The organism is Lactiplantibacillus dongliensis, assembly GCF_005405105.1.
GTDB lineage: Bacteria > Bacillota > Bacilli > Lactobacillales > Lactobacillaceae > Lactiplantibacillus > Lactiplantibacillus dongliensis.
Window position 1 is genome coordinate 109,455 of sequence record NZ_BJDK01000005.1, and the last position, 19,131, is coordinate 128,585.

17 protein-coding genes, 1 pseudogene and 1 CRISPR repeat array are annotated in these 19,131 nt (G+C 41.8%); of the genes and pseudogenes, 15 read left to right on the forward strand and 3 right to left on the reverse strand.

From position 1 onward, the window contains the following. Positions 1-50 precede the first annotated feature (50 nt). The 3 genes from FFM80_RS02770 (at position 51) to FFM80_RS02780 (ending at position 3,146) form a co-directional block, all read left to right on the forward strand. A complete protein-coding gene (locus FFM80_RS02770) occupies positions 51-1,370 on the forward strand; it encodes a PTS sugar transporter subunit IIC (RefSeq protein WP_137639407.1) in 1,320 nt (439 codons plus the stop codon). Further along, positions 1,357-2,229, forward strand: coding sequence for an alpha/beta hydrolase (locus FFM80_RS02775; protein WP_137639408.1), 873 nt, complete (start codon positions 1,357-1,359; stop codon positions 2,227-2,229). The genes FFM80_RS02770 and FFM80_RS02775 overlap by 14 nt, the downstream gene beginning before the upstream one ends. A 98-nt stretch (positions 2,230-2,327) precedes the next feature. Next, a complete protein-coding gene (locus FFM80_RS02780) occupies positions 2,328-3,146 on the forward strand; it encodes a CAP domain-containing protein (protein ID WP_137639409.1) in 819 nt (272 codons plus the stop codon). 49 nt (positions 3,147-3,195) lie between these two features. On the opposite strand, the gene FFM80_RS02785 is transcribed toward FFM80_RS02780, so the two are convergent. Next, positions 3,196-3,831: a hypothetical protein gene (locus tag FFM80_RS02785; RefSeq protein ID WP_137639410.1), complete on the reverse strand. Its 636-nt coding sequence runs from the start codon at positions 3,829-3,831 to the stop codon at positions 3,196-3,198. Between the two features lie 198 nt (positions 3,832-4,029). Here FFM80_RS02785 and FFM80_RS02790 point away from each other — a divergent pair, with 198 nt between their 5' ends. From FFM80_RS02790 to FFM80_RS02800, 3 genes are all read left to right on the forward strand, one after another. Next, the gene (locus FFM80_RS02790; RefSeq protein WP_137636308.1) at positions 4,030-4,485 is read left to right on the forward strand and encodes a hypothetical protein; all 456 of its coding nucleotides are present in this window, start codon (positions 4,030-4,032) and stop codon (positions 4,483-4,485) included. Positions 4,486-4,659: 174 nt separating this feature from the next. Next, positions 4,660-5,349 carry a hypothetical protein gene (locus tag FFM80_RS02795; protein ID WP_137639411.1) on the forward strand — a complete coding sequence of 230 codons (690 nt, stop codon included), beginning with the start codon at positions 4,660-4,662 and terminating at the stop codon, positions 5,347-5,349. Between the two features lie 596 nt (positions 5,350-5,945). Continuing rightward, positions 5,946-6,509, forward strand: a complete 564-nt coding sequence (locus FFM80_RS02800; RefSeq protein ID WP_137636310.1) for a hypothetical protein — start codon at positions 5,946-5,948, stop codon at positions 6,507-6,509. A 289-nt stretch (positions 6,510-6,798) separates the two neighbouring features. Continuing rightward, positions 6,799-7,680: direct repeats of the CRISPR family, unit length 28 nt; unit sequence GTATTCCCCACATACGTAGGGATGATCC. Between the two features lie 295 nt (positions 7,681-7,975). On the opposite strand, the gene gdhA is transcribed toward FFM80_RS02800, so the two are convergent. Continuing rightward, positions 7,976-9,331 carry an NADP-specific glutamate dehydrogenase gene (gdhA, locus tag FFM80_RS02805; RefSeq protein ID WP_171001021.1) on the reverse strand — a complete coding sequence of 452 codons (1,356 nt, stop codon included), beginning with the start codon at positions 9,329-9,331 and terminating at the stop codon, positions 7,976-7,978. A 328-nt stretch (positions 9,332-9,659) separates the two neighbouring features. Between gdhA and FFM80_RS02810 the strand changes: the two genes are divergently transcribed. The 8 genes and pseudogenes from FFM80_RS02810 to FFM80_RS02845 all read left to right on the forward strand — a co-directional run bounded on the left by FFM80_RS02810 (position 9,660) and on the right by FFM80_RS02845 (position 17,762). Then, positions 9,660-10,472 (forward strand): hypothetical protein, encoded by an 813-nt coding sequence (locus FFM80_RS02810; RefSeq protein ID WP_137639413.1) that lies wholly within the window; start codon positions 9,660-9,662, stop codon positions 10,470-10,472. A gap of 343 nt (positions 10,473-10,815) precedes the next feature. Next, positions 10,816-12,399 (forward strand): serine hydrolase domain-containing protein, encoded by a 1,584-nt coding sequence (locus FFM80_RS02815; RefSeq protein WP_137639414.1) that lies wholly within the window; start codon positions 10,816-10,818, stop codon positions 12,397-12,399. A 365-nt stretch (positions 12,400-12,764) separates the two neighbouring features. Then, on the forward strand, positions 12,765-13,370 hold the full coding sequence (locus tag FFM80_RS02820; RefSeq protein WP_223877284.1) for a sugar transferase: 606 nt from the start codon (positions 12,765-12,767) through the stop codon (positions 13,368-13,370). Between the two features lie 118 nt (positions 13,371-13,488). Then, on the forward strand, positions 13,489-13,812 hold the full coding sequence (locus FFM80_RS02825; protein WP_137639416.1) for a transposase: 324 nt from the start codon (positions 13,489-13,491) through the stop codon (positions 13,810-13,812). A 117-nt stretch (positions 13,813-13,929) separates the two neighbouring features. Next, on the forward strand, positions 13,930-14,910 hold the full coding sequence (locus FFM80_RS02830) for a transposase (RefSeq protein ID WP_137639417.1): 981 nt from the start codon (positions 13,930-13,932) through the stop codon (positions 14,908-14,910). Positions 14,911-14,931: 21 nt separating this feature from the next. Then, a pseudogene (locus tag FFM80_RS14795) lies at positions 14,932-15,207 on the forward strand (transposase); the annotation flags it as partial. Between the two features lie 103 nt (positions 15,208-15,310). Continuing rightward, on the forward strand, positions 15,311-16,432 hold the full coding sequence (gene wecB, locus FFM80_RS02840; protein WP_137639418.1) for a non-hydrolyzing UDP-N-acetylglucosamine 2-epimerase: 1,122 nt from the start codon (positions 15,311-15,313) through the stop codon (positions 16,430-16,432). Between the two features lie 412 nt (positions 16,433-16,844). Beyond that, the gene (locus tag FFM80_RS02845) at positions 16,845-17,762 is read left to right on the forward strand and encodes a YihY/virulence factor BrkB family protein (protein WP_137639419.1); all 918 of its coding nucleotides are present in this window, start codon (positions 16,845-16,847) and stop codon (positions 17,760-17,762) included. Positions 17,763-17,808: 46 nt separating this feature from the next. Here the strand turns inward: FFM80_RS02845 and FFM80_RS02850 are convergent, their stop codons facing one another. Beyond that, positions 17,809-18,045, reverse strand: coding sequence for a hypothetical protein (locus FFM80_RS02850; RefSeq protein ID WP_137636317.1), 237 nt, complete (start codon positions 18,043-18,045; stop codon positions 17,809-17,811). Between the two features lie 230 nt (positions 18,046-18,275). Between FFM80_RS02850 and larD the strand changes: the two genes are divergently transcribed. Next, entirely contained in the window at positions 18,276-18,992 is a 717-nt protein-coding gene (gene larD / locus FFM80_RS02855) for a D/L-lactic acid transporter LarD (protein ID WP_137639420.1), read from the forward strand. The last annotated feature ends 139 nt before the right edge of the window (positions 18,993-19,131 follow it).

Genomic DNA, 19,131 nt, shown 5'->3' on the forward strand with positions numbered 1-19,131 from the left:
TTTTTTGTGAGTGGCTGCGGTATGATTTTAGCAGAGTAAGGTAACGGGAGATGAGAACGATTAAAAGTTTACTTTTGGGGCTTCAGCGTTTTGACCAAACAATGGCGCGACAGCGGTATTTCCGGGCGATTCGGGACACGTTGACTTTGCTGTTTCCGTTTGTGTTGATTGGGGCTTATATTAACGTCTTGAACCAGGCCATTTTTCAAAAAAACGGCTTTTTTAATCATATCTATTATTTGAGTCACTGGGTGCCAGGTTTTGAAGATTTAGCGAGTTATACCGGGATGCTTAGTGTGAGTGTCAATGGGGTGTTGGCCGTCATTGCGGCGTTTGCGGTCGCTAACTTAGTCGTCCGGCCGACCAATCATGATGATTTAATGGCCGGGTTAACGGCTAGTCTGAGCTTTGTCATGTTGAACTTTAACTTTGCATTATTCTCTAAAGATGGGCGGACGGCGACATCACAATTTTTGGAAGGTAATCTGGGGACGCAAGGGATCTTTTTAGCCTTGTTAGTCGGGTTATTGACGGGGTGGTTATTCAGCAAATTGGCACGGCGACCGCATGTCCATCAATTAATCGAGACGCGGACGCATCTGTTGGCCCGCGCGCAGGCCAACTTGTTACCAATTAGTGTGACCTTGGTGATTTTCGGGGTACTCGGCTATGGTGTTAGTTATCTGAGTAACGGCGGGCTCAATGGCCTGTTCTATCAATTATTTCGTTATCCATTTGGACATGTGGGTCAAGTGATGCTATTGATTTTTAGTGCGACCTTGCTAAGTAACTTTTTCTGGTTGATTGGGATTATCGGACCTATCAGTTTTAGCGGCAATAATTCGGTCCGCACCGTTCAGAATTTGGAATATGCACTCCAACATGGTTCCGCCTGGGGTGCCCCGAATCCAATAACGATGCATACGATTTTTGATGCTTTCGCAAACGTTGGCGGTCCTGGGATGACGTTAGCGTTGATTATTGCCATCTTATGGCGTTCTCGCAATCATGATTTCCGGTTAGTGGCTAAAACGAGCTTATTACCAAGCTTGTTTAACTTCAATCAACCGCTCCTAGTGGGGTTGCCAATCATGTATAGTCCCATCTTAGCGGTTCCATTCTTGCTGGCACCGATGGCTAGTATGGGCATTACTTGGATTGCGTTGAAATTACAATTTATGCCGCCTGTAGCGTATCCGATTTATCGGACGATGCCCGGTTTTTTGATGGGCTGGCTGGGGACCGGTGGCGATTGGCACGCGTTATTAGTCAGCGTGATTAATTTAACTGTGGCGACAGCGATTTATCTGCCCTTTATTTTGATTAATAACCAGGTTGAACTCGGAGGTGATCACGATGCTGAAGCGTAATTGGTGGCAGTGGCTACTAGGTGTCGTGATTTTAGTCGGTGTTTGCTGGCCGGCTTATAATTGGACGCGCGCAAACATTAAAACGTTAAAAGATGCCGGTCGGACGCGCATGGCCCCCGTGATTATGGTGCCGGGTTCCAGTGCTAGTCAGAACCGGTTCGACAGTCTGATTACGGAATTAGGAAAAGAAACGCCTCAAACACACAGTGTGTTGAAGCTGACAGTCGCGACTGATGGCAGTATCACCTATAGTGGTCATCTCAAACAAAATGATAATGAACCGTTTATTGTGATTGGTTTTGCAAATAATAAGGATGGTAAAGCTAATATTGACAAGCAGGCGGTCTGGTTGAATATCGCGTTTAAGGAATTGGTGAAAACGTATCGCTTTAATCATTTCCGAGCCTTGGGACATTCTAATGGTGGGTTGATCTGGACGCTGTTCTTGGAACGTTATCTTAAACAGTCTCCCAAAATCACGATTGATCGTTTCATGACGATTGCCTCACCGTATAATATGGAATCGACCAGTACGACGCCGAAGACGAGTATGTATCAGGAGCTGTATAAGTATCGCGCTGGCTTGCCGAATTCGTTGACGATGTACTCGATTGCCGGGACGGAGAATTATACGAGTGATGGAACGGTACCGTATAACAGTGTAAATGCCGGTAAGTATATTTTCCAGAATCAGATCAAACATTTTACGGAAGTGACGGTAACTGGGGCGAATACGACTCATTCGGATTTACCGCAGAATAAGCAAATTGTTGGCTTGATTCGGGAATACTTATTAGAAGAAGATGTGCCAAATAAGGTGCGGCGGCAAAATCAACAGCAGTTACGTGGTGAAGATTAGCATAATAGCAGGTTGGCTTAGCGGCTGGCCTGCTTTTTAGATTGTTGGTTGAAAGTTATCGGTTTATGATTAACTTAATCAAAAGGAGGATGTTGGTCATGCAATTAAAACGGGGATTAAAGGGATTATTAGTGTTGGCGTTAGCAGTCGGGGGCTTAGCAGGTTCAGTGACGACGGTAGCAGCTAAGCCTAAAGCGGCGACGGTCCTTAAAACGACCAAGGTTAAGTCAACCGCTTATCATGCGACTAAAGGGACGATTTATAGTAGTGCCAAGTTGACTAGAGTGACCCATCACGCTAAAAATTATCCGCACACGACTTTTTATATTACTAAGCATGCCACGGTACGCAAGGCGAACCATAAAAAGGCTGTCTATTATTATATTGGCAAAGGTAAGGCGAAGGGCTGGATCTGGCATGGTTATTTGACAGCGGGGAAAGCCCCCAAAAAGACGGTGGCCGTGACTAAAAACACGCCGGCAACTTTTGCGGCTATCAAGATGTCACAGAATTTTTTAGCCATTGTCAATCAAGAACGGGCGAAGTTCGGGGCGGCACCTTTAACGATGAATGCCAATTTAACTAACTTGGCTAATCAACGGGCTAAAGATAATGGCACGATTGACACGTTGTCGCATACGGATGCTCAAGGCAATGCTATGTTCGATAAAGAAGCCGCGCAATTTGGTGTTACAGGTGAGACGATGTGGTCAGAATGCTTGTATATGTCGAGTTACAATGACCTTAGCTTTAATTTTGGCAAAGATGCTGCGGATAGCTATCTCTATGACGATGCTGATTCGGATTGGGGTCATCGTAAGAATCTGATTGATCCGGCTGCCACCCAGATTGGGATTGGCTGGTATGTCAAGGCACAGACACAAACGGTCTATAATGCGATTGATCAAACGAATTAATAAAAAAACGGTTCGCTAGCATAACATGCCGGCGGACCGTTTTACGTGATTATTTGGAATTTTTAGCTAAGGTGACAGTGGCCATCATCGCTTTATTATTGGCTAAGTTGCCATAAGTGAAAAAGGCGATACGTTCGTGATCAGTCTTGTTGTTAAAGGCCATTGGATTCATGCTAACGGCTTGCTTAACGGTCTTGCTAGCCCCAGCTTTTAACGTGACGTGCGCGGCAGTTGCCACTGGCTTCACATTTTTGGCTGGAACAGTCTTGTTAGTTAGATCGTAAACGTTATAGCGTAAGTTGCTAAAATAAAATTTAACGGCCTTTTTGGTTTTATTAGTGAGTTTCAAACTGTAAGTGTAGTTAGTGACAATCTTTTTTGTCTTTTTGTCGAACTTACTAGTCGCGGTCAAAGGTTTCTTTTGATCACTTAGTGCAATCTTGAACTTCTTTTTGTTGGCCTGGCTGAGCTTACCGTAAGTCGTGACCGTAGCTTTCTTGGTCGTCGTCTTCTTTGTTTGTGCATGTGCCTTGAGCCGACTTTTGGGCTTCCTGGCCTTCAAACGTAAGCGTAGGTGGGCTTGATATGGCGTTGTGCTGGCGGCGTTAGCGGTAATTGGTCCCATGGCAAGACTGCTGCCGAGGCTTAACACGAGCGCGCCGAGTAAGATGCGTGACTGTTTCATTTGTTGTTCCCCCCAATTTATTAACACTTTAAGCTTAAGGGTTGGGGGCCAACACGTCAATAGAACGCCATTGAAACTTAATCTTTACACAACTTTTACCTAAAACACGTAAAGATTTAACCAAAACTGGGCAAATTTGATTGTATTCTCCCAGATTTTTCGTTAAGGTAAAGGTACTACAAAAAAGGAGTTTACCTCATGAATATTGAAATTTTAAACTCAGCAATTCAAGACTTACATTTTCAGATTGTTTACGACCGTGACGAATCTAAAGAAGAACCTGGCCAAGGCCAATTCAGCTATACGCCCGCTAACGACGATGTTAAAAAGACTTTCGGCGATGACGTGGTTCAAGCCCAATTAGACGTGACTTACAAGGAAGAAATGTACGATATGTCCGCAACGGTCTTCGCTATCATTCGGTTGAGTGGCGAAATGGTCGGGATTATCGAACGTCAATCTAGTGATAAAGACTTAGAAGACGACGAACAAGGCATGTTAAATGACTTGAACAATGCCGTTATCCCAGCATTATCATCAAAAGCGCGCGCATACGCTGCGCTGTTATCAACTGAAGCTAGCAATTTTGCCATTATGCCAGCTGACTTTGACGGTGGTCAAACTAGTAAAGAAAACAACAACGAAGAAGCTTAAGTCGTTGTTTACGAACCGGCTTTGCCATTTAGTGGCAGGGCCTGTTTTTTTGTTATGAGGAGCGTCAGGATGATAAAATTAAAATTTCAATATAAACACAGTTTGGACTGGAAAACGTGGGGTAAATGCCGTATATTTAAGTTGGGTTAGTTATAAAAAATAGGGGGATTGACCATGAAAAAGATGCTCGCAATCGTTGTTACCGGTGTGGCGGGAATAGCTTTAGCAGCCACGTTACCAGGTGTCACGGCTAAGGCTAAAAGTTCAAGCATGTCCGGTTACTACGTGAATCAATCACAGAAGTTAGTGTTGCATCGTAGTGGTAAGTATTTGTTAGTTGGGGATTATCAGCAAGTACCGAATGGTCGCGTGAAGACCTATAAGATTGTCAGTGAAACGCAAAAGGGGTCCAACGTCACGTTAAAGTATCGGACGATGCGTTGGCACTATGCGCATAACTTCCAAGAGGCCGCCGTTAGTCACCATTATTTAGGTAAAAAGGTGCGGACGAGCCAATTAACACTTAACGGGTCACAGTTAAAAGTCCGGCTAAGTACGAATAAACGGGTCCGAGGGTTACAGCCAAATACGGCAAAGCCGGGGACAACCTATACGTTTAAGTCACAGACGACTAATCCCGTGGCATCATGGGTCACAGCTTTTGAAACTAAGCGTTTGACGGATCAAAATAACGCGCTAAAAGCGTACGCTGATTCACAAGCCGCACTGGGGTTTGCAGCACCGCAACCAGCTGTTTCAGCTGCTAAATTACAATTATTTATTCAGCAAGCGATTGCGCATGATGTTAGCTTAGTGGCCAAGCCTTATTTAGGGCAAGCGATGCCACAACCAATTCAACTTTAGATTAAGTGAGACTATCCAGAAATGGGTAGTCTTTTAATTTAAAAGCAGTTAATTAAGTGAATATAAAAATATTAATTTAAGCTTGTGTAAGCGTTAACAATAATGCTACAATAACTTTGGTCGAGATAGTTGCGCCAGTTAAAGATTTGCAGGTAAGGTCAAAAGGCATCACTTGGAGGCACTGTAACCAATTTACAGACAGATTGATGGTAAGCTTAGTTGTCAAAGTTGGGGGTGGCGGTTTAAGACAATAATCTGCCAGCACACATACTTGAAATTGCAATTATGCGCACATAGAATTGAGGACTAAGATGACGATCAGTTAATAGTGGCGACTGAGTTAGCATTAATTCGGTGGTCACTTTTTGTATAGCCTGAGAGGTAAAGCGGGTTGGGGTCGAGCATTGCCTAGCTAGCCAATTATACCGGTGATTTTCCGGTATGGTTGGCTGGCGTAGCAAGCGGAGTCTCCAGCTTTACCGAACACGTTTCGGCCCTCAACATAGCACCTCCTCAGCCCTAAAAAACAACAAACGTAAACCCTGTAAAGTTCGTCATGAAAGCGTATACTTATCTATGAAAGGGGTGTGACCGACATGTTCAAACCAATGGCTTCAGTCTTTACAAACCATCAAATTGCCGGACATTTCCGGGCAATTGAGCGGGCCAAAACCTGTATTGTGCCGTTTCATTTTGAAATTCAAGGCCAGGAGTATCCGACGCCAGCTAAAGAAACGAATTGGCTACGGCGGATATCGGGGACACGGAGTGAAAAGTATGCGATGGTCGAATTGACACCAACAAAAGTGATTCTTTGGTCGCCAGAGCAGCGTAATCTTGGAGAAATGCAATTATCTGATATTAAATTAATTCAAATTGGTGCGATTCGTTGGCATGCAACTGCCGGATTAGATCCACGCCACGCATTTCGGGCAACGATTTTTGTCGTGACTGATGCGGGTAATTATTATTTTGCTAATTCCGACATGGACGTGTTGCCGGCAATTTTTAAATTTGCTCATCGTCATGATATTCCAGTTGAAGATCCATTACGGTTGATGCCGCTATTAAAAGTGGGTTGGCATGCGGCCGCTAAGACCTTGCATGAGACCTATGCGCAATTGTGTGAGCATACTGGTTATCCGGATTCGAAAGTTTAAATTGAATAGGTGATTTAAAACAAGCTAGACTTTTTTGAAGGGGCTAGCTTGTTTTGATTTAAGTCTTGGATTTGTTTAATTAGGATGTGTGGTTGGCAGGTTGATGGGTGTTTATGAAGTTTATAAAAAATATGATGAAATTGAAAGCTTTTTAAGCTGGTAGGGCTTGGTTGAAGAAGCCTTCATTTTTGCTGAGAGATGATTGATGCTGTATAATTTAGAAGTTGAAACTAATTGAAATTTATGACTCTGTTATTTTAGAATGCTGATATATCAACGATTCTTTAGTGTATTCCCCACATACGTAGGGATGATCCCGATTTAGCGAAAAGTACCATGTTCCAGTGGACGTATTCCCCACATACGTAGGGATGATCCTACCTTCAACACCACTTAAGTCAGCTGTGAAGTGTATTCCCCACATACGTAGGGATGATCCCTATGAGTAATCACAGTCCGCACCCGTACAGTCGTATTCCCCACATACGTAGGGATGATCCTGATGCCTTGTCGATTCATGCCGCAATAAAGGGGTATTCCCCACATACGTAGGGATGATCCCAAGAGATGGCCGCCAATGATCCGGTACTACAGGTATTCCCCACATACGTAGGGATGATCCTGAAAACTATCGTCATCATCAATATAGCCATCAGTATTCCCCACATACGTAGGGATGATCCCCAAGACGGTACGATGAACCTTAACGGTAAGAGGTATTCCCCACATACGTAGGGATGATCCACCGTTGCCTTTATTCAAAAAGTCCTCGGCAGTGTATTCCCCACATACGTAGGGATGATCCTATCACGGGCTCTCACAACTTTGATGACGACGAGTATTCCCCACATACGTAGGGATGATCCCGACAAAACAGAAGCCATTATGGGTGAGTTTGGGTATTCCCCACATACGTAGGGATGATCCTAACTACTTTCATAGCTTCCACCCCACAATTGAGTATTCCCCACATACGTAGGGATGATCCTGCTCAATTCAGTTGGGAGTTAAAGGCCATTCAGTATTCCCCACATACGTAGGGATGATCCCGTTGAATCTATCACTGCGGGTACCGGCGACACGTATTCCCCACATACGTAGGGATGATCCCCTCATGCTTGACTTTATCAGGCAAGTAATCCAGTATTCCCCACATACGTAGGGATGATCCCTTTTATGCCAATGTTAGCCCACAGGGTGCCAGGTATTCCCCACACGTAGGGTTACCCTCAGTTAATCTGTACGTAAGGGGCAAGTCTTATCTTAGAATTTGTCTGCTCATCTATGGTCACTATGGATGAGCTTTTTGTGTTAAATTTCTAATCGCGACTTAATCTAGACTGTCCATGATTTTTATCATTGATTAATAGTCGTAGGTCATTCAGTAAAATACCGGTTAAGCTGACCACACTAAAAAATGGCCATCAAGTTTTCACACTCAACAGCCATTCCAAATTTAAATAATATTACACTAAACCTTGTGCCATCATCGCCTCAGCGACTTTGGTGAAGCCAGCAATATTAGCACCACTCAGATAATCACCACTAACCTGATATTCATCAGCGGCCGCAACCGATTGAGCGAAGATGGTTTGCATAATCGTCTTCAAACGGTTGTCGACTTCTTCAAATGACCAGCTTAAGCGCATGCTATTTTGACTCATTTCTAAAGCAGAAACCGCAACGCCACCAGCATTAGCGGCTTTGGCAGGGCCGTATAAAACGCCTGCTGCTTGGTAAGCGGCAATGGCTTCTGGATTGCTTGGCATGTTGGCACCCTCTGCTACGGCTTTGGCACCGTTAGCAATTAAAGTCTTGGCCTTGGCACCGTCAATTTCGTTTTGCGTCGCGCATGGTAGGGCAATGTCATAAGCTAATTGCGCGGTCCAAACGGAGCCTTCATGATAGGTGGCACTAGGCTTGCGGTCGGCATAGTCCTTAATTCGACCACGTTCGACTTCTTTGATTTGCTTAACGGTTTCAAAGTCGATCCCGTCTTCATCAATCACATAACCGTTGGAATCAGAACAAGTGATGACTTTGCCGCCAAGTTCAGTGACTTTTTGAATCGCATAGATGGCTACGTTACCGGCACCAGAAATGGCAACGCGTTGGCCCTTAAAGCTAAGGTCGTTGGCTTTGAGCATTTCATCGGTGTAGTAAGCCAAGCCATAGCCGGTTGCTTCTGGGCGTGCCAGAGAACCACCATAGGATAAGCCTTTACCCGTTAAGACGCCACGGTCAGCGCCACGTAGTCGTTTGTATTGGCCGTAGAGGTAGCCGATTTCGCGACCACCGACACCGATGTCACCGGCTGGTACGTCGGTATCTAAGCCGATGTACTTGCTAAGTTCAGTCATAAAGCTTTGGCAAAAGCGCATGATTTCATTGTCGGACTTGCCTTTAGGGTCGAAGTCTGAGCCACCTTTACCCCCACCGATTGGGAGGCCGGTTAAAACATTTTTAAAAATCTGTTCGAAGCCTAAGAATTTAACGATACTTAAGTTCACGGAAGGGTGTAGGCGCAACCCGCCTTTATACGGGCCAATCGCTGAGTTGAATTGAACCCGGAAACCACGGTTTACGCGGGCATGCCCAGCGTCGTCTAACCAAGGAACCCGGAATTGAATGACCCGTTCTGGTTCGGTTAAGCGTTCCAGAATATTCACGTCAATATATTCCGGATGTTGTTCGAAAACGGGCGTCATTGTTTGGAAGAAGTCATGAACGGCTTCAAGAAACTCTGCCTGATGTGGATCGCGTTGTTCAATCACCGTGTATACGTGTTGGAGATAGTCGGTTGCTTTACTCAAATTAATCATCCTTCCATGTTGTAAGTTAACTATAGCTGTTATTTTACTGGTTTTGTTCGTAGATTGCACTAGATAAAGTAACTAAATTTTTGTGAAACTTTGTGGATAGTGTTGGGCCTAGTGGGCTTGAAGTATTAAATACATTAGGTAACGATATGCACTCAGGCTTCAAAGATATTTAGCGATGCTTCATCAAATGTCTTGAAGCAAAAAATAGGTGTAACACAGTATGATATGTAATACTTAATAGGTACAGGATAATGATTTGAAATTGCTTATTTTCTTGTCTGCTGGTTATACGGGTATAACTATAAATAATGGATGGAAGTGCGACTTGATGCTTAATGTTATTGATATTCAGAATAAAATCAGAGCTTTTGAAAGTACAATTAATTCGAATTTGACCGAGGAAAATATGAATCGAAAATTATTACAACTTTGTGAAGGGATAGGGATACCTGAGAGCGGTGTAACTTGGGACAAAACTAACAGGTTATATAGGGCCAGAATCCTTGGTTCCACCGATTTAAACGAATTAAAAAAATGGAAGCAAGGTGACTTTTGGGGTGTACCCAAAGAGAAAATATCGAGTTATGGTCGATTAAACGGTCCACATGAATCAATTTTTTACTTAAGTAATGAACCAAAGCAAACATTGAAAGAAGTTAGATTTGAACAATTTAGAAACTTTCCAATAGTAATTTCGTGTTTTCGAATCAAGTGTAGCTTTAATAGTGTGCATATCGGTGGAGCAGCTATCACTGATTCGCCGGGAGAAAATCCAATTATTCCGATAGTGCAGAACCTTTATACTGACTTTTTTAGAAACCAGTTTTCCAAACCTGTTGGGAAGGGAACAGAATACTTATATTTATTATCGAATGCTATAGCTAAGGATTTTTATGATCTTCCTTATGAGATATCTAAAGCATGGACCTATTCTGCTATTGAAAACCATAATGCATTTAATGTAGCTTTTAGATCAGAGGTTGCTTCAGATTTTTTGAAATTTGGTGGAGCAATAGTGGCGAAGGTAACGGGCAATAACCAATTGGAAATTCCTATATGTTTTGATGCTAATTATCAAATCTGTTTGCCAAATAGATCCTGGATACAGGAGAATTTCAATTTGAACTACCAAGCAAAATAACAATTTAGATAGAAATTAATGTTGCTTAAGACGTGTACAAATTATTTGAAAACTTGTGTTGCCAAATGGATATTTGTAGTTTGTTTAAAATAATATCCGTATAAGTGGAACTTGCATTGCATATGAAGTCATGCTTATCTCGCGGACGGATTCGACGAACAAAATCTTGTTTATGGTTTTATATGTGACATGTCCAACGCCTTTTGTTAGCAAACCACCCAAAAGAACCCCATAAACTGTATTGTCAATGTAACAACTCTACAATATAAGTAACACAAAATCTTGCGTTCGACCGGGCAAAGCCGTATAGTTAAACGCGTTATTAAATACGGGGGGATGAAGCATGACCATTAAAAAAGTAGGATTAATTAGTTTGCTCGGTTTAGCGAGTTTCGGTGGCGCATTATTGTTGGGGATGCCAACGAGTTCGGCAACGACGCGGCCAGTTTACGTGCAGTTACAGCCTTATCAAGGTCGGTTGGCCGTTTATAAGCAATTGCCGACGTCGACCAGCTCACTACAAAATGGAACCGATGTACCAGCCTCTAACCAGCAGGTCTATCGCGGCACCACGACTGGTAAATACTTAACGTTTAACTATTTACGCATACAGACACTGGCTGGCCAGTCGCTTGGCTGGGTTAATCGGCAAGATATGAAGACACTGACACATGTCACTAAAGCCGGGTTATTAACCCAATATAAAGTTAAAAAAGTGACGGGTCAATTGACGACTGCTAGTGCTAAGAAAGTAACAGTCACAGTTCAAGGCCCCACAGCAACCGCTACTAAGTTAACCACTAAAAAAGTGACGGCTAAAACGTTAACGGGTAAGGCTTATCAGGTTGTAAAGCAGAGTAACACCGACTTTGGCCGTTATTATCAACTACAAAAGAATCATAAAAATTATGGTTGGGTGCGCTCAACTGGTTTTAAAGTGACCGCTGCTAAGCCGACTGCAACGAAACCTGCGGCGATCTCGAAGACGGCACTCAAACAAATCGATGCGTTGGTCGCGGCTAACCATTTGCAGGGGACGTTACTTTTAGCAACGAAGCAGAGTACCAAGCCAACAATTAAAGCGTACGGTGACGCGAATACAGCCACTCAGATGAAGAATAGTGCGAACACCGTTTACCCGATTGCGTCGTTACAAAAGGCCATGACGGGGACGATGATCGAACAGTTAATTCAAGCGGGTGAATTGAGCCTGCAGACGCCGATCAGTCGGTATTATCCGAAGTTGAAGGGCGCTAAGACGATTACGATTCAGCAATTATTAACGCATACGTCGGGGATTACGATGGCGGAGACGCATCCGAAAAAGACGTTGGGAGAAGCCGCGGCGGTCACTTGGACACTGAAGCACTTAGTTGCAACGCGGCAACACACCTGGCATTATACGAGCGCTAACTATACGCTACTGGCGGGAATTATTCGGCAAGTGACAGGGCAATCCTATGCGAAAAACTTGCAGCAACGGATCTTAACACCAGCCAAGTTGACGCAGACGTTTAACTGGTATAAATTGCCAAAGACAACCGCGACGCCTTATACCTATACCGTAGCGGACTACGGGAAAGCGTATCAGATTTCGAAGCCATTATTGTCCAGTGAGCTGGGTGCCGGCAATATTGCGATGACGGTGGGAGATTATGCCAAGTTTGTCACGGCGTTTAATAGCGGTAAGTTATTAAACGTTGCGGGGCATCAGAACTTGACTAGTCAACCGGTGAAGACGTATGCCGGAGGTTTTTATTACAGTGCGGCAGGGACGCAGCATGCGACGGGCTACGATAATCATATTAGTAATTTTTATACCCGGACGAAAAACGGCCAAGTGACCGTGATTGGGTTCTGGAATCAAGCGGATCACGTGGCGGCCAAGCCGGTGATGAAGCAGATTGAAACTATCTTAAAGAAGTAAATACTGGCATCGTTCACTAGTTTAGGTGAGCGATGTTTTTTTAGTACACTTTTGGAGGCTTAATCAACTAATATTTGCTGAGTAATATATAGTTTTATCCGATATTTAGTATATTGCGTATTGAGCTAGTGAAGGATAATTAAAACATACTTTATCTTTTTGAATCTTTAGTATATGATGTTGTATTGAATGATGTAGTGTTTAGTTGTTACAGGATTTTAATGTCGTTATCATACATAATGTGCTAGTATAAATTAAGTTAGTGTTAAAAGTGAGCATAATGTGTTATTTTTGGAGGTTCGTATGTTGTATCAAGAAAAGAGCGAAATGCTCCCAATGGTAAATTCAATTAAACTTAAGCGCAAATTAGTTTTTTTGCAGTTAAGCGTCTTTTTGACATCGTTGCGAGTCTTTGCGGCATGATCATATTGAGCCCGCTACTATTAATCATTGCGATTTGTATCAAGGTAAATGATCCTCAAGGCGGCGTGATTTATTCACAGGTGCGTCTGGGAAAAAATAAAAAGAAGTTTCGGATGTATAAATTTCGTTCTATGTATATCGATGCGGATGAACGTCTAAAAGATTTGCTAAAATACAATGAAGTTGACGGCGCCATGTTTAAGATCAAAGATGATCCGCGTGTCACCTCGGTTGGTCGAGTTATTCGAAAGTATAGCATTGATGAATTACCCCAACTTTGGAATGTGTTTAAAGGTGATATGTCATTAGTTGGACCACGTCCACCATTGGAACGTGAAGTCGAACAGTATTCTGATTATGATTTGCAGCGTTTATTGGTTAAGCCTGGTTGTACGGGTTTATGGCAGGTTGGTGATCGAAACGCGGTTGGTTTTGATGATATGGTACAATTAGATATTAAGTATATCCGACATATCAGTGTGCTACAGGATTTATCTATTATGGTACGTACCGTCTATATTATGATTGTGCCTAATACAGCTTCATAAATTTGATCATCAAACAAATGAGTCTGGGACAAAACTCCCAGCTCACATCAAAAAAGGTAGTTCTGAGAAATCATTTGATTTCTCAGAACTACCTTTTTAAGCTTATGTATACACAGAGATGACGATCCCTGCTATTCTTAAGGCGCTGAACCCAAAAAGAAAAGAGATCGTTAGCTCCATGCAAATGAATTATACCAGTAATCAAACCACTTTAAAACTCAATCTAGTTTGGCAACCTCAATCAACTCACGTTGCTTGGGCCATCAACGCTATCGTTAATGATATTCCAACTCACATTATTAAGACTAATTTAGCGGCAACTGGACGCCCATCATATCCGCCACAGTTGCTATTAAAACTTTTCTTGTTTGGTTATTTACGGCGTACTTTTTCAGGTCGTAAAATCGTTCAAATGGCTAATGAAAACCTTGTGATGCGTTGATTTATTGGTAATCGTTGTCCCATCCCAAGCTATCGAACCCTCAACCGTTTTCGGAGTAATCCTAAAACTAAATTGCTAATCGCGGGATTATTCAAGGCTTTTCGTGATTACCTAACCATGCTCGGTCTCTTTGATGAATCGGCATTATTTATTGATGGAACCAAAATCTTAGCTGATGCCAATAAATATAGTTTCGTTTGGCGTAAAGCTGTTGAAAAGGCTGAACCTAGACTCGATGGTAAAACCGCGCGGCTTTACCATGAATTAGTTGACTATCAAGTTGATGTGCCACAGTTGTCACCTGAAAAACAAGCAATTACTGCCAAAGAGTTGGTTAAACTGACGACCGCTTTGACTATAACTATCAATGATTTGAATAAGCAGATTGAACAGGAAAAGCCTAAACGTGGCGGTTCAGCTCTCAAACGCCGCCGTCGTAAATTAAAACACTTTCTCCATCAACTAACGACTGACTATTTGCCACGCAAGCAAAAATATGAGTTCGATAATGCAACTTTCGGCGACCGCAATAGTTTTTCAAAAACTGATTTGGACGCTACTTTTATGCGTATGAAAGAAGATCCTATGCTGAATGGACAACTAAAACCAGGCTATAACTTGCAAGTCGCCAGTCAAAATCAATTTGCACTTTATTATCAGTTATTCCAACGTCCAACTGATACTCGAACCCTGATTCCATTCGTAACCCATATCTTTAAACAAACACCTAACGCCGTTCACTGGATAGTTGCTGACGCTGGTTATGGGAGTGAAGCCAATTATCAAAAACTTACTGATGATTTCCAAGTCCACTATTTGATTCCTTATGGCATGTATGAAAAAGAACAAACTCGTGCCTACCACCAAGACCGCCGTAAAGTTGCTAACTGGCATTATGATGAAGTAAATGACAAATACACAGATCTGGATGGTATTACTTTTGCTTTTCACAATTACAGTACACGTCATGATCGCTATGGCTATGAGAAACAGTTCAAGATCTATCGTACTGTCCAATACTTTGAGAATCCTAGACGAGAAGCGCTTGCTACGACGAAGAAAGGCAATCGCCGCCAGATAGGTGTTAATTATAATTGATTATATTTTAAGAACAGGGCTAAAGAACAACTGACCAGTAAAATCGGTCATGATTTGTATGCTCGACGCAAGATTGAAATTGAACCAATCTTCGCTGACCTGAAGACTTACTTGAAATTCAAACGCTTTTCGGTGCGTGGTCTAACAGCCACCAACAATGAGATGGGAATAGCTTTAATGGCTGAAAATCTATCAAAATTATCTAAAATCGTTAAGCAACCAGACCTAAGGTCAAAGAAAAGTGGTGTCAATCGCCACAGACCGGCAATTGACACCACTTACTTATTTAGGTTCTAGAGTTTTGTCCCAGACTCATATTTTTGTCTTACATTCAGTCTGCTTAAGCATTAGGACTGGTATAATTGAAGGTATTGAAATGGGTGAAAGGAATTCAAATACTATGACAAAAAAGATTAAAGTGATGACAATTTTTGGTACACGGCCGGAAGCTATTAAAATGGCACCAATTGTCTTACAGTTACACAAACAGTCAGACAAATTTATACCGATTACAGTGGTAACGGCTCAACATCGTGAAATGTTAGATCAGGTACTAGACATCTTTCATATTAAGCCGGATTATGATTTGAATATTATGCGACCTAATCAAACGTTAGCTGGGATTACTAGTCGAGTTTTAAATAAACTAGATGCTATTTTAGATGAAGTTCAACCGGACATTATTTTAGTCCATGGTGATACCACAACGACTTTCGCAGCAAGTGTTAGTGCGTTTTATCATCAGATTCCAGTTGGTCACGTGGAAGCAGGATTACGGACTTGGAATAAGTATTCACCATACCCGGAGGAAATGAATCGTCAGTTAACCGATGTTTTAGCTGATATGTATTTTGCCCCGACTAAATTAAGTGAAAATAATTTGTTAAAAGAAAATCATGTTGCTGAAAACATTATAGTAACGGGGAACACCGCGATTGATGCCTTGAAGCAGACAGTTAATAGTGACTATCATCATGCGGCACTTGATTTAGTGAAACCAGGTCATCGAATGATTTTACTGACGATGCATCGACGGGAGAATCAAGGAATTCCGATGGTAGCTGTCTTTTCAGCAATCAAAAAGGTTGTCTTAAGTCATAAGGATGTTGAAGTAGTCTATCCAGTACACCTAAGTCCCACGGTTCAGAAGATTGCTAATGATGTTTTAGGTGACGTTGATCGTATTCACTTGATTGATCCACTAGACGTAGTGGACTTCCATAATATGTCAGCACGTAGTTATTTCATTATGACAGATTCAGGTGGCGTTCAAGAGGAAGCCCCATCGCTGAATAAGCCTGTGTTAGTATTACGTGATACGACTGAGCGACCAGAAGGTGTAACCGCTGGAACCTTAAAGTTAGTTGGTACTGATGGTAGTAAAGTTCAAAAAGCCATGGAAACGTTATTGGATGATCAAAATGAGTATGATGCGATGGCTAATGCGAAGAATCCGTATGGTGATGGGCATGCAGCTGAATATATTTTGAATGCGGTTGATAAAAAATTAAATAAACAGTAGATATTTATTTTCAATACTAGTATTATTAGAGTGACATGTGTACAATGACATACTGCCATAGCCTGGGTAGTAAAGGGGATTTTTAAGCTTGGTATTTTAAGCTTGAAAGTCCCTTGTTTTTTGGTAGTGTATTTCAGTCAATATTTGTTATTTTGAATGGGGTTTACTAAGCAATTTTGGCCGGAGTAGTTGGATACTGCTGATAAATAACATAATTTGCTAATGGCATTGTAGTTCAGTAGTTTATTCTGAGCTTATCAAGATTATTATTAGTATTTTTTCTTATTTTAGTAGATTTTGTGTCAATAAAACACTATCTATTGATGGCAGTGTTAATATAGGCGATTGCCATGTGTGTTGGGTTAATATTTATTGTATAGTGGATAGTACTAAGTTGGAGTGGAGATTTATCATGGGGCTAAAGGAGCGCTATTCAAAAATATTTAAATGGTTTGAAATTATTATCCGTCGATATAATCAAGCCAATGTCAGCAATAACGCTATTGTATTAGCTTATTATGCGTTAATGTCGATTGCGCCAATTATCTTAATTATCGGGAACATCATTGCCCGACTGAATTTAAAGACGAGCTTGGTACTATCCTATGCGCAAGAATTTATTCCAAGTAATATTTATCAAACGTTTAAGCCAATTCTAGTTTCTTTCCTATCTAGCGGTAGTAGTGGGAGCTTATCTATTGGGATTGTAATTACAATTTGGTCAGCGTCGCAGATTATTGCGGCAATTCGACGCAGCCTTAATGAAGCTTATGGGGTTAAGAACGCACAGGGAGCCATTATGACGCGTTTAATGGCATTTGTATTGACGCTGGGACTATTACTCTTAATTGTCACATTGTCGCTCTTCTTTACGCTTAGCCAGGTTTTAATGGATACAATTTTAGAGATCACCAATACTTCTAAAGACTTTGTTCCCAAGTGGTGGACACGCCTGCTGGCTAATAAGAACTTGATCACCTTTATCGGGATGTTTGTGTTAGCCATGCTGCTTTACTATTTCGTGCCGAATGCGGCAGTCAAGTTACGCTATATTTGGGTAGGGGCTTTAGTCACATCTATCGGCTGGATCATCATTTCGCAAGGGTTCCGGTTTTATGTCGAACTTTTTGCCAAACGAGTGACATCGTACCAAACCATTGGAAGTTTGATTGTTTTAATGTTCTGGTTAAACTTTTCTGGGATGTTACTAATGTTTGGTGGAGTTGTTAATGCAACTGTACAGGAGTGGTTTGAGCATGAGATAAAAGCAAAGTCACCGTGTATGATGAAACGTATTCGACGACATTGGAATTTACGAGCAAAAAAATAGACAATCAATTTTGACTTTACATTCAAAACTGATTGTTTATTTTTTGTTATAAGCGACTGTTATAGATTAAAAAACTAATGTAACAGTTGTCGCCGTCGGGTAAAGAATAGCCGGTATTTTGGTTAGTACCATCGTTTTCATGTAAAACGGTGAACTCACCATTGCCGTAATCTTGTTTATTTAAGTACGTAGTGAGCTTTTCATCACAGTCTGCCAAGGTTTTACCGGTGACAATGCGACGGTTCCAACCACGATGAATGGATGTGCCTTCAACTTCTGCCATTGCGATAACCTCCTATTCCATTTTTCGGTACAACTCTAGTATACGCTACTGTGATGAAACCGGTTAATCTGGTCAGCAATCGAATGTTAATCAAGTTTTCGTATTAAAACGTTAGAATTTTGTGTATAATGGTGTTCGTGTGAAAAAATGATCGTTATTTACAGAAAAGTTTTAGCGTGACTTGATTCAAAATAAATCGGCGTTAAAAACGTCACAGGAGGAGACTTATCTTGGTTCATCAGATGTTGGCAGAGTTCATGGGAACCGCCTTGATGATTATTTTTGGTGTTGGAGTTCATTGTAGTGAAGTCTTGAAAGGAACTAAATATCGAGGTTCCGGTCATATCTTTGCAATTACCACTTGGGGTTTTGGGATTACGATTGCGCTATTTATTTTTGGAAATGTTTCTATTAATCCAGCTATGGTTTTAGCCCAATGTCTACTTGGTAATATTGCTTGGAGCATGTTTATTCCTTATTCAGTTGCAGAAGTTCTTGGTGGGGTTGTTGGGGCCATCATCGTTTGGATCATGTATGCTGATCACTTTAAGGCTTCTGAAGGTGAAATTTCACCAATTACGATTCGGAACCTATTTTCAACCGCACCAGCTGTTCGGAATTTACCACGGAATTTCTTTGTCGAATTCTTTGATACGTTTATTTTTATTTCAGGTATTTTAGCTATTTCTGAAGTGAAGACGCCCGGTATTGTGCCGATTGGTGTTGGTCTGTTAGTTTGGGCAATCGGGATGGGTCTTGGTGGTCCGACTGGATTTGCGATGAACCTTGCTCGAGACATGGGTCCTCGGATTGCACATGCTATTTTGCCGATTAAGAATAAAGCGGATAGTGATTGGCAATATGGAATTATTGTCCCTGGGATTGCGCCATTTGTTGGGGCAGCTTGTGCGGCGTTATTTATGCATGGGTTTTTTGGTATCGGGTAAACTAAATAGACTTTTTAAGCAATCGGGGGAAATCAGCCGATTGCTTTTTTAAAAAAATATTGTTCCTCAATTGTCAAATCAAGTGCAACACTAAGAATCTATTCTTAGAAGTGGTCTAGTTGCTAAGCTAGTTCAGGCA

Excerpts from the sequence above, each read along its gene's own strand:
- wecB (WP_137639418.1), top strand. The coding sequence starts at position 15,311 with ATGACAAAAAAGATTAAAGTGATGACAATTTTTGGTACACGGCCGGAA.
- FFM80_RS02825 (WP_137639416.1), top strand. The coding sequence starts at position 13,489 with ATGACGATCCCTGCTATTCTTAAGGCGCTGAACCCAAAAAGAAAAGAG.
- FFM80_RS02775 (WP_137639408.1), top strand. The coding sequence starts at position 1,357 with ATGCTGAAGCGTAATTGGTGGCAGTGGCTACTAGGTGTCGTGATTTTA.
- FFM80_RS02830 (WP_137639417.1), top strand. The coding sequence starts at position 13,930 with ATGCTCGGTCTCTTTGATGAATCGGCATTATTTATTGATGGAACCAAA.
- FFM80_RS02785 (WP_137639410.1), bottom strand. The coding sequence starts at position 3,831 with ATGAAACAGTCACGCATCTTACTCGGCGCGCTCGTGTTAAGCCTCGGC.
- FFM80_RS02800 (WP_137636310.1), top strand. The coding sequence starts at position 5,946 with ATGTTCAAACCAATGGCTTCAGTCTTTACAAACCATCAAATTGCCGGA.
- FFM80_RS02780 (WP_137639409.1), top strand. The coding sequence starts at position 2,328 with ATGCAATTAAAACGGGGATTAAAGGGATTATTAGTGTTGGCGTTAGCA.
- FFM80_RS02845 (WP_137639419.1), top strand. The coding sequence starts at position 16,845 with ATGGGGCTAAAGGAGCGCTATTCAAAAATATTTAAATGGTTTGAAATT.
- FFM80_RS02770 (WP_137639407.1), top strand. The coding sequence starts at position 51 with ATGAGAACGATTAAAAGTTTACTTTTGGGGCTTCAGCGTTTTGACCAA.
- FFM80_RS02850 (WP_137636317.1), bottom strand. The coding sequence starts at position 18,045 with ATGGCAGAAGTTGAAGGCACATCCATTCATCGTGGTTGGAACCGTCGC.
- FFM80_RS02790 (WP_137636308.1), top strand. The coding sequence starts at position 4,030 with ATGAATATTGAAATTTTAAACTCAGCAATTCAAGACTTACATTTTCAG.
- FFM80_RS02815 (WP_137639414.1), top strand. The coding sequence starts at position 10,816 with ATGACCATTAAAAAAGTAGGATTAATTAGTTTGCTCGGTTTAGCGAGT.
- gdhA (WP_171001021.1), bottom strand. The coding sequence starts at position 9,331 with ATGATTAATTTGAGTAAAGCAACCGACTATCTCCAACACGTATACACG.
- FFM80_RS02795 (WP_137639411.1), top strand. The coding sequence starts at position 4,660 with ATGAAAAAGATGCTCGCAATCGTTGTTACCGGTGTGGCGGGAATAGCT.
- FFM80_RS02810 (WP_137639413.1), top strand. The coding sequence starts at position 9,660 with ATGCTTAATGTTATTGATATTCAGAATAAAATCAGAGCTTTTGAAAGT.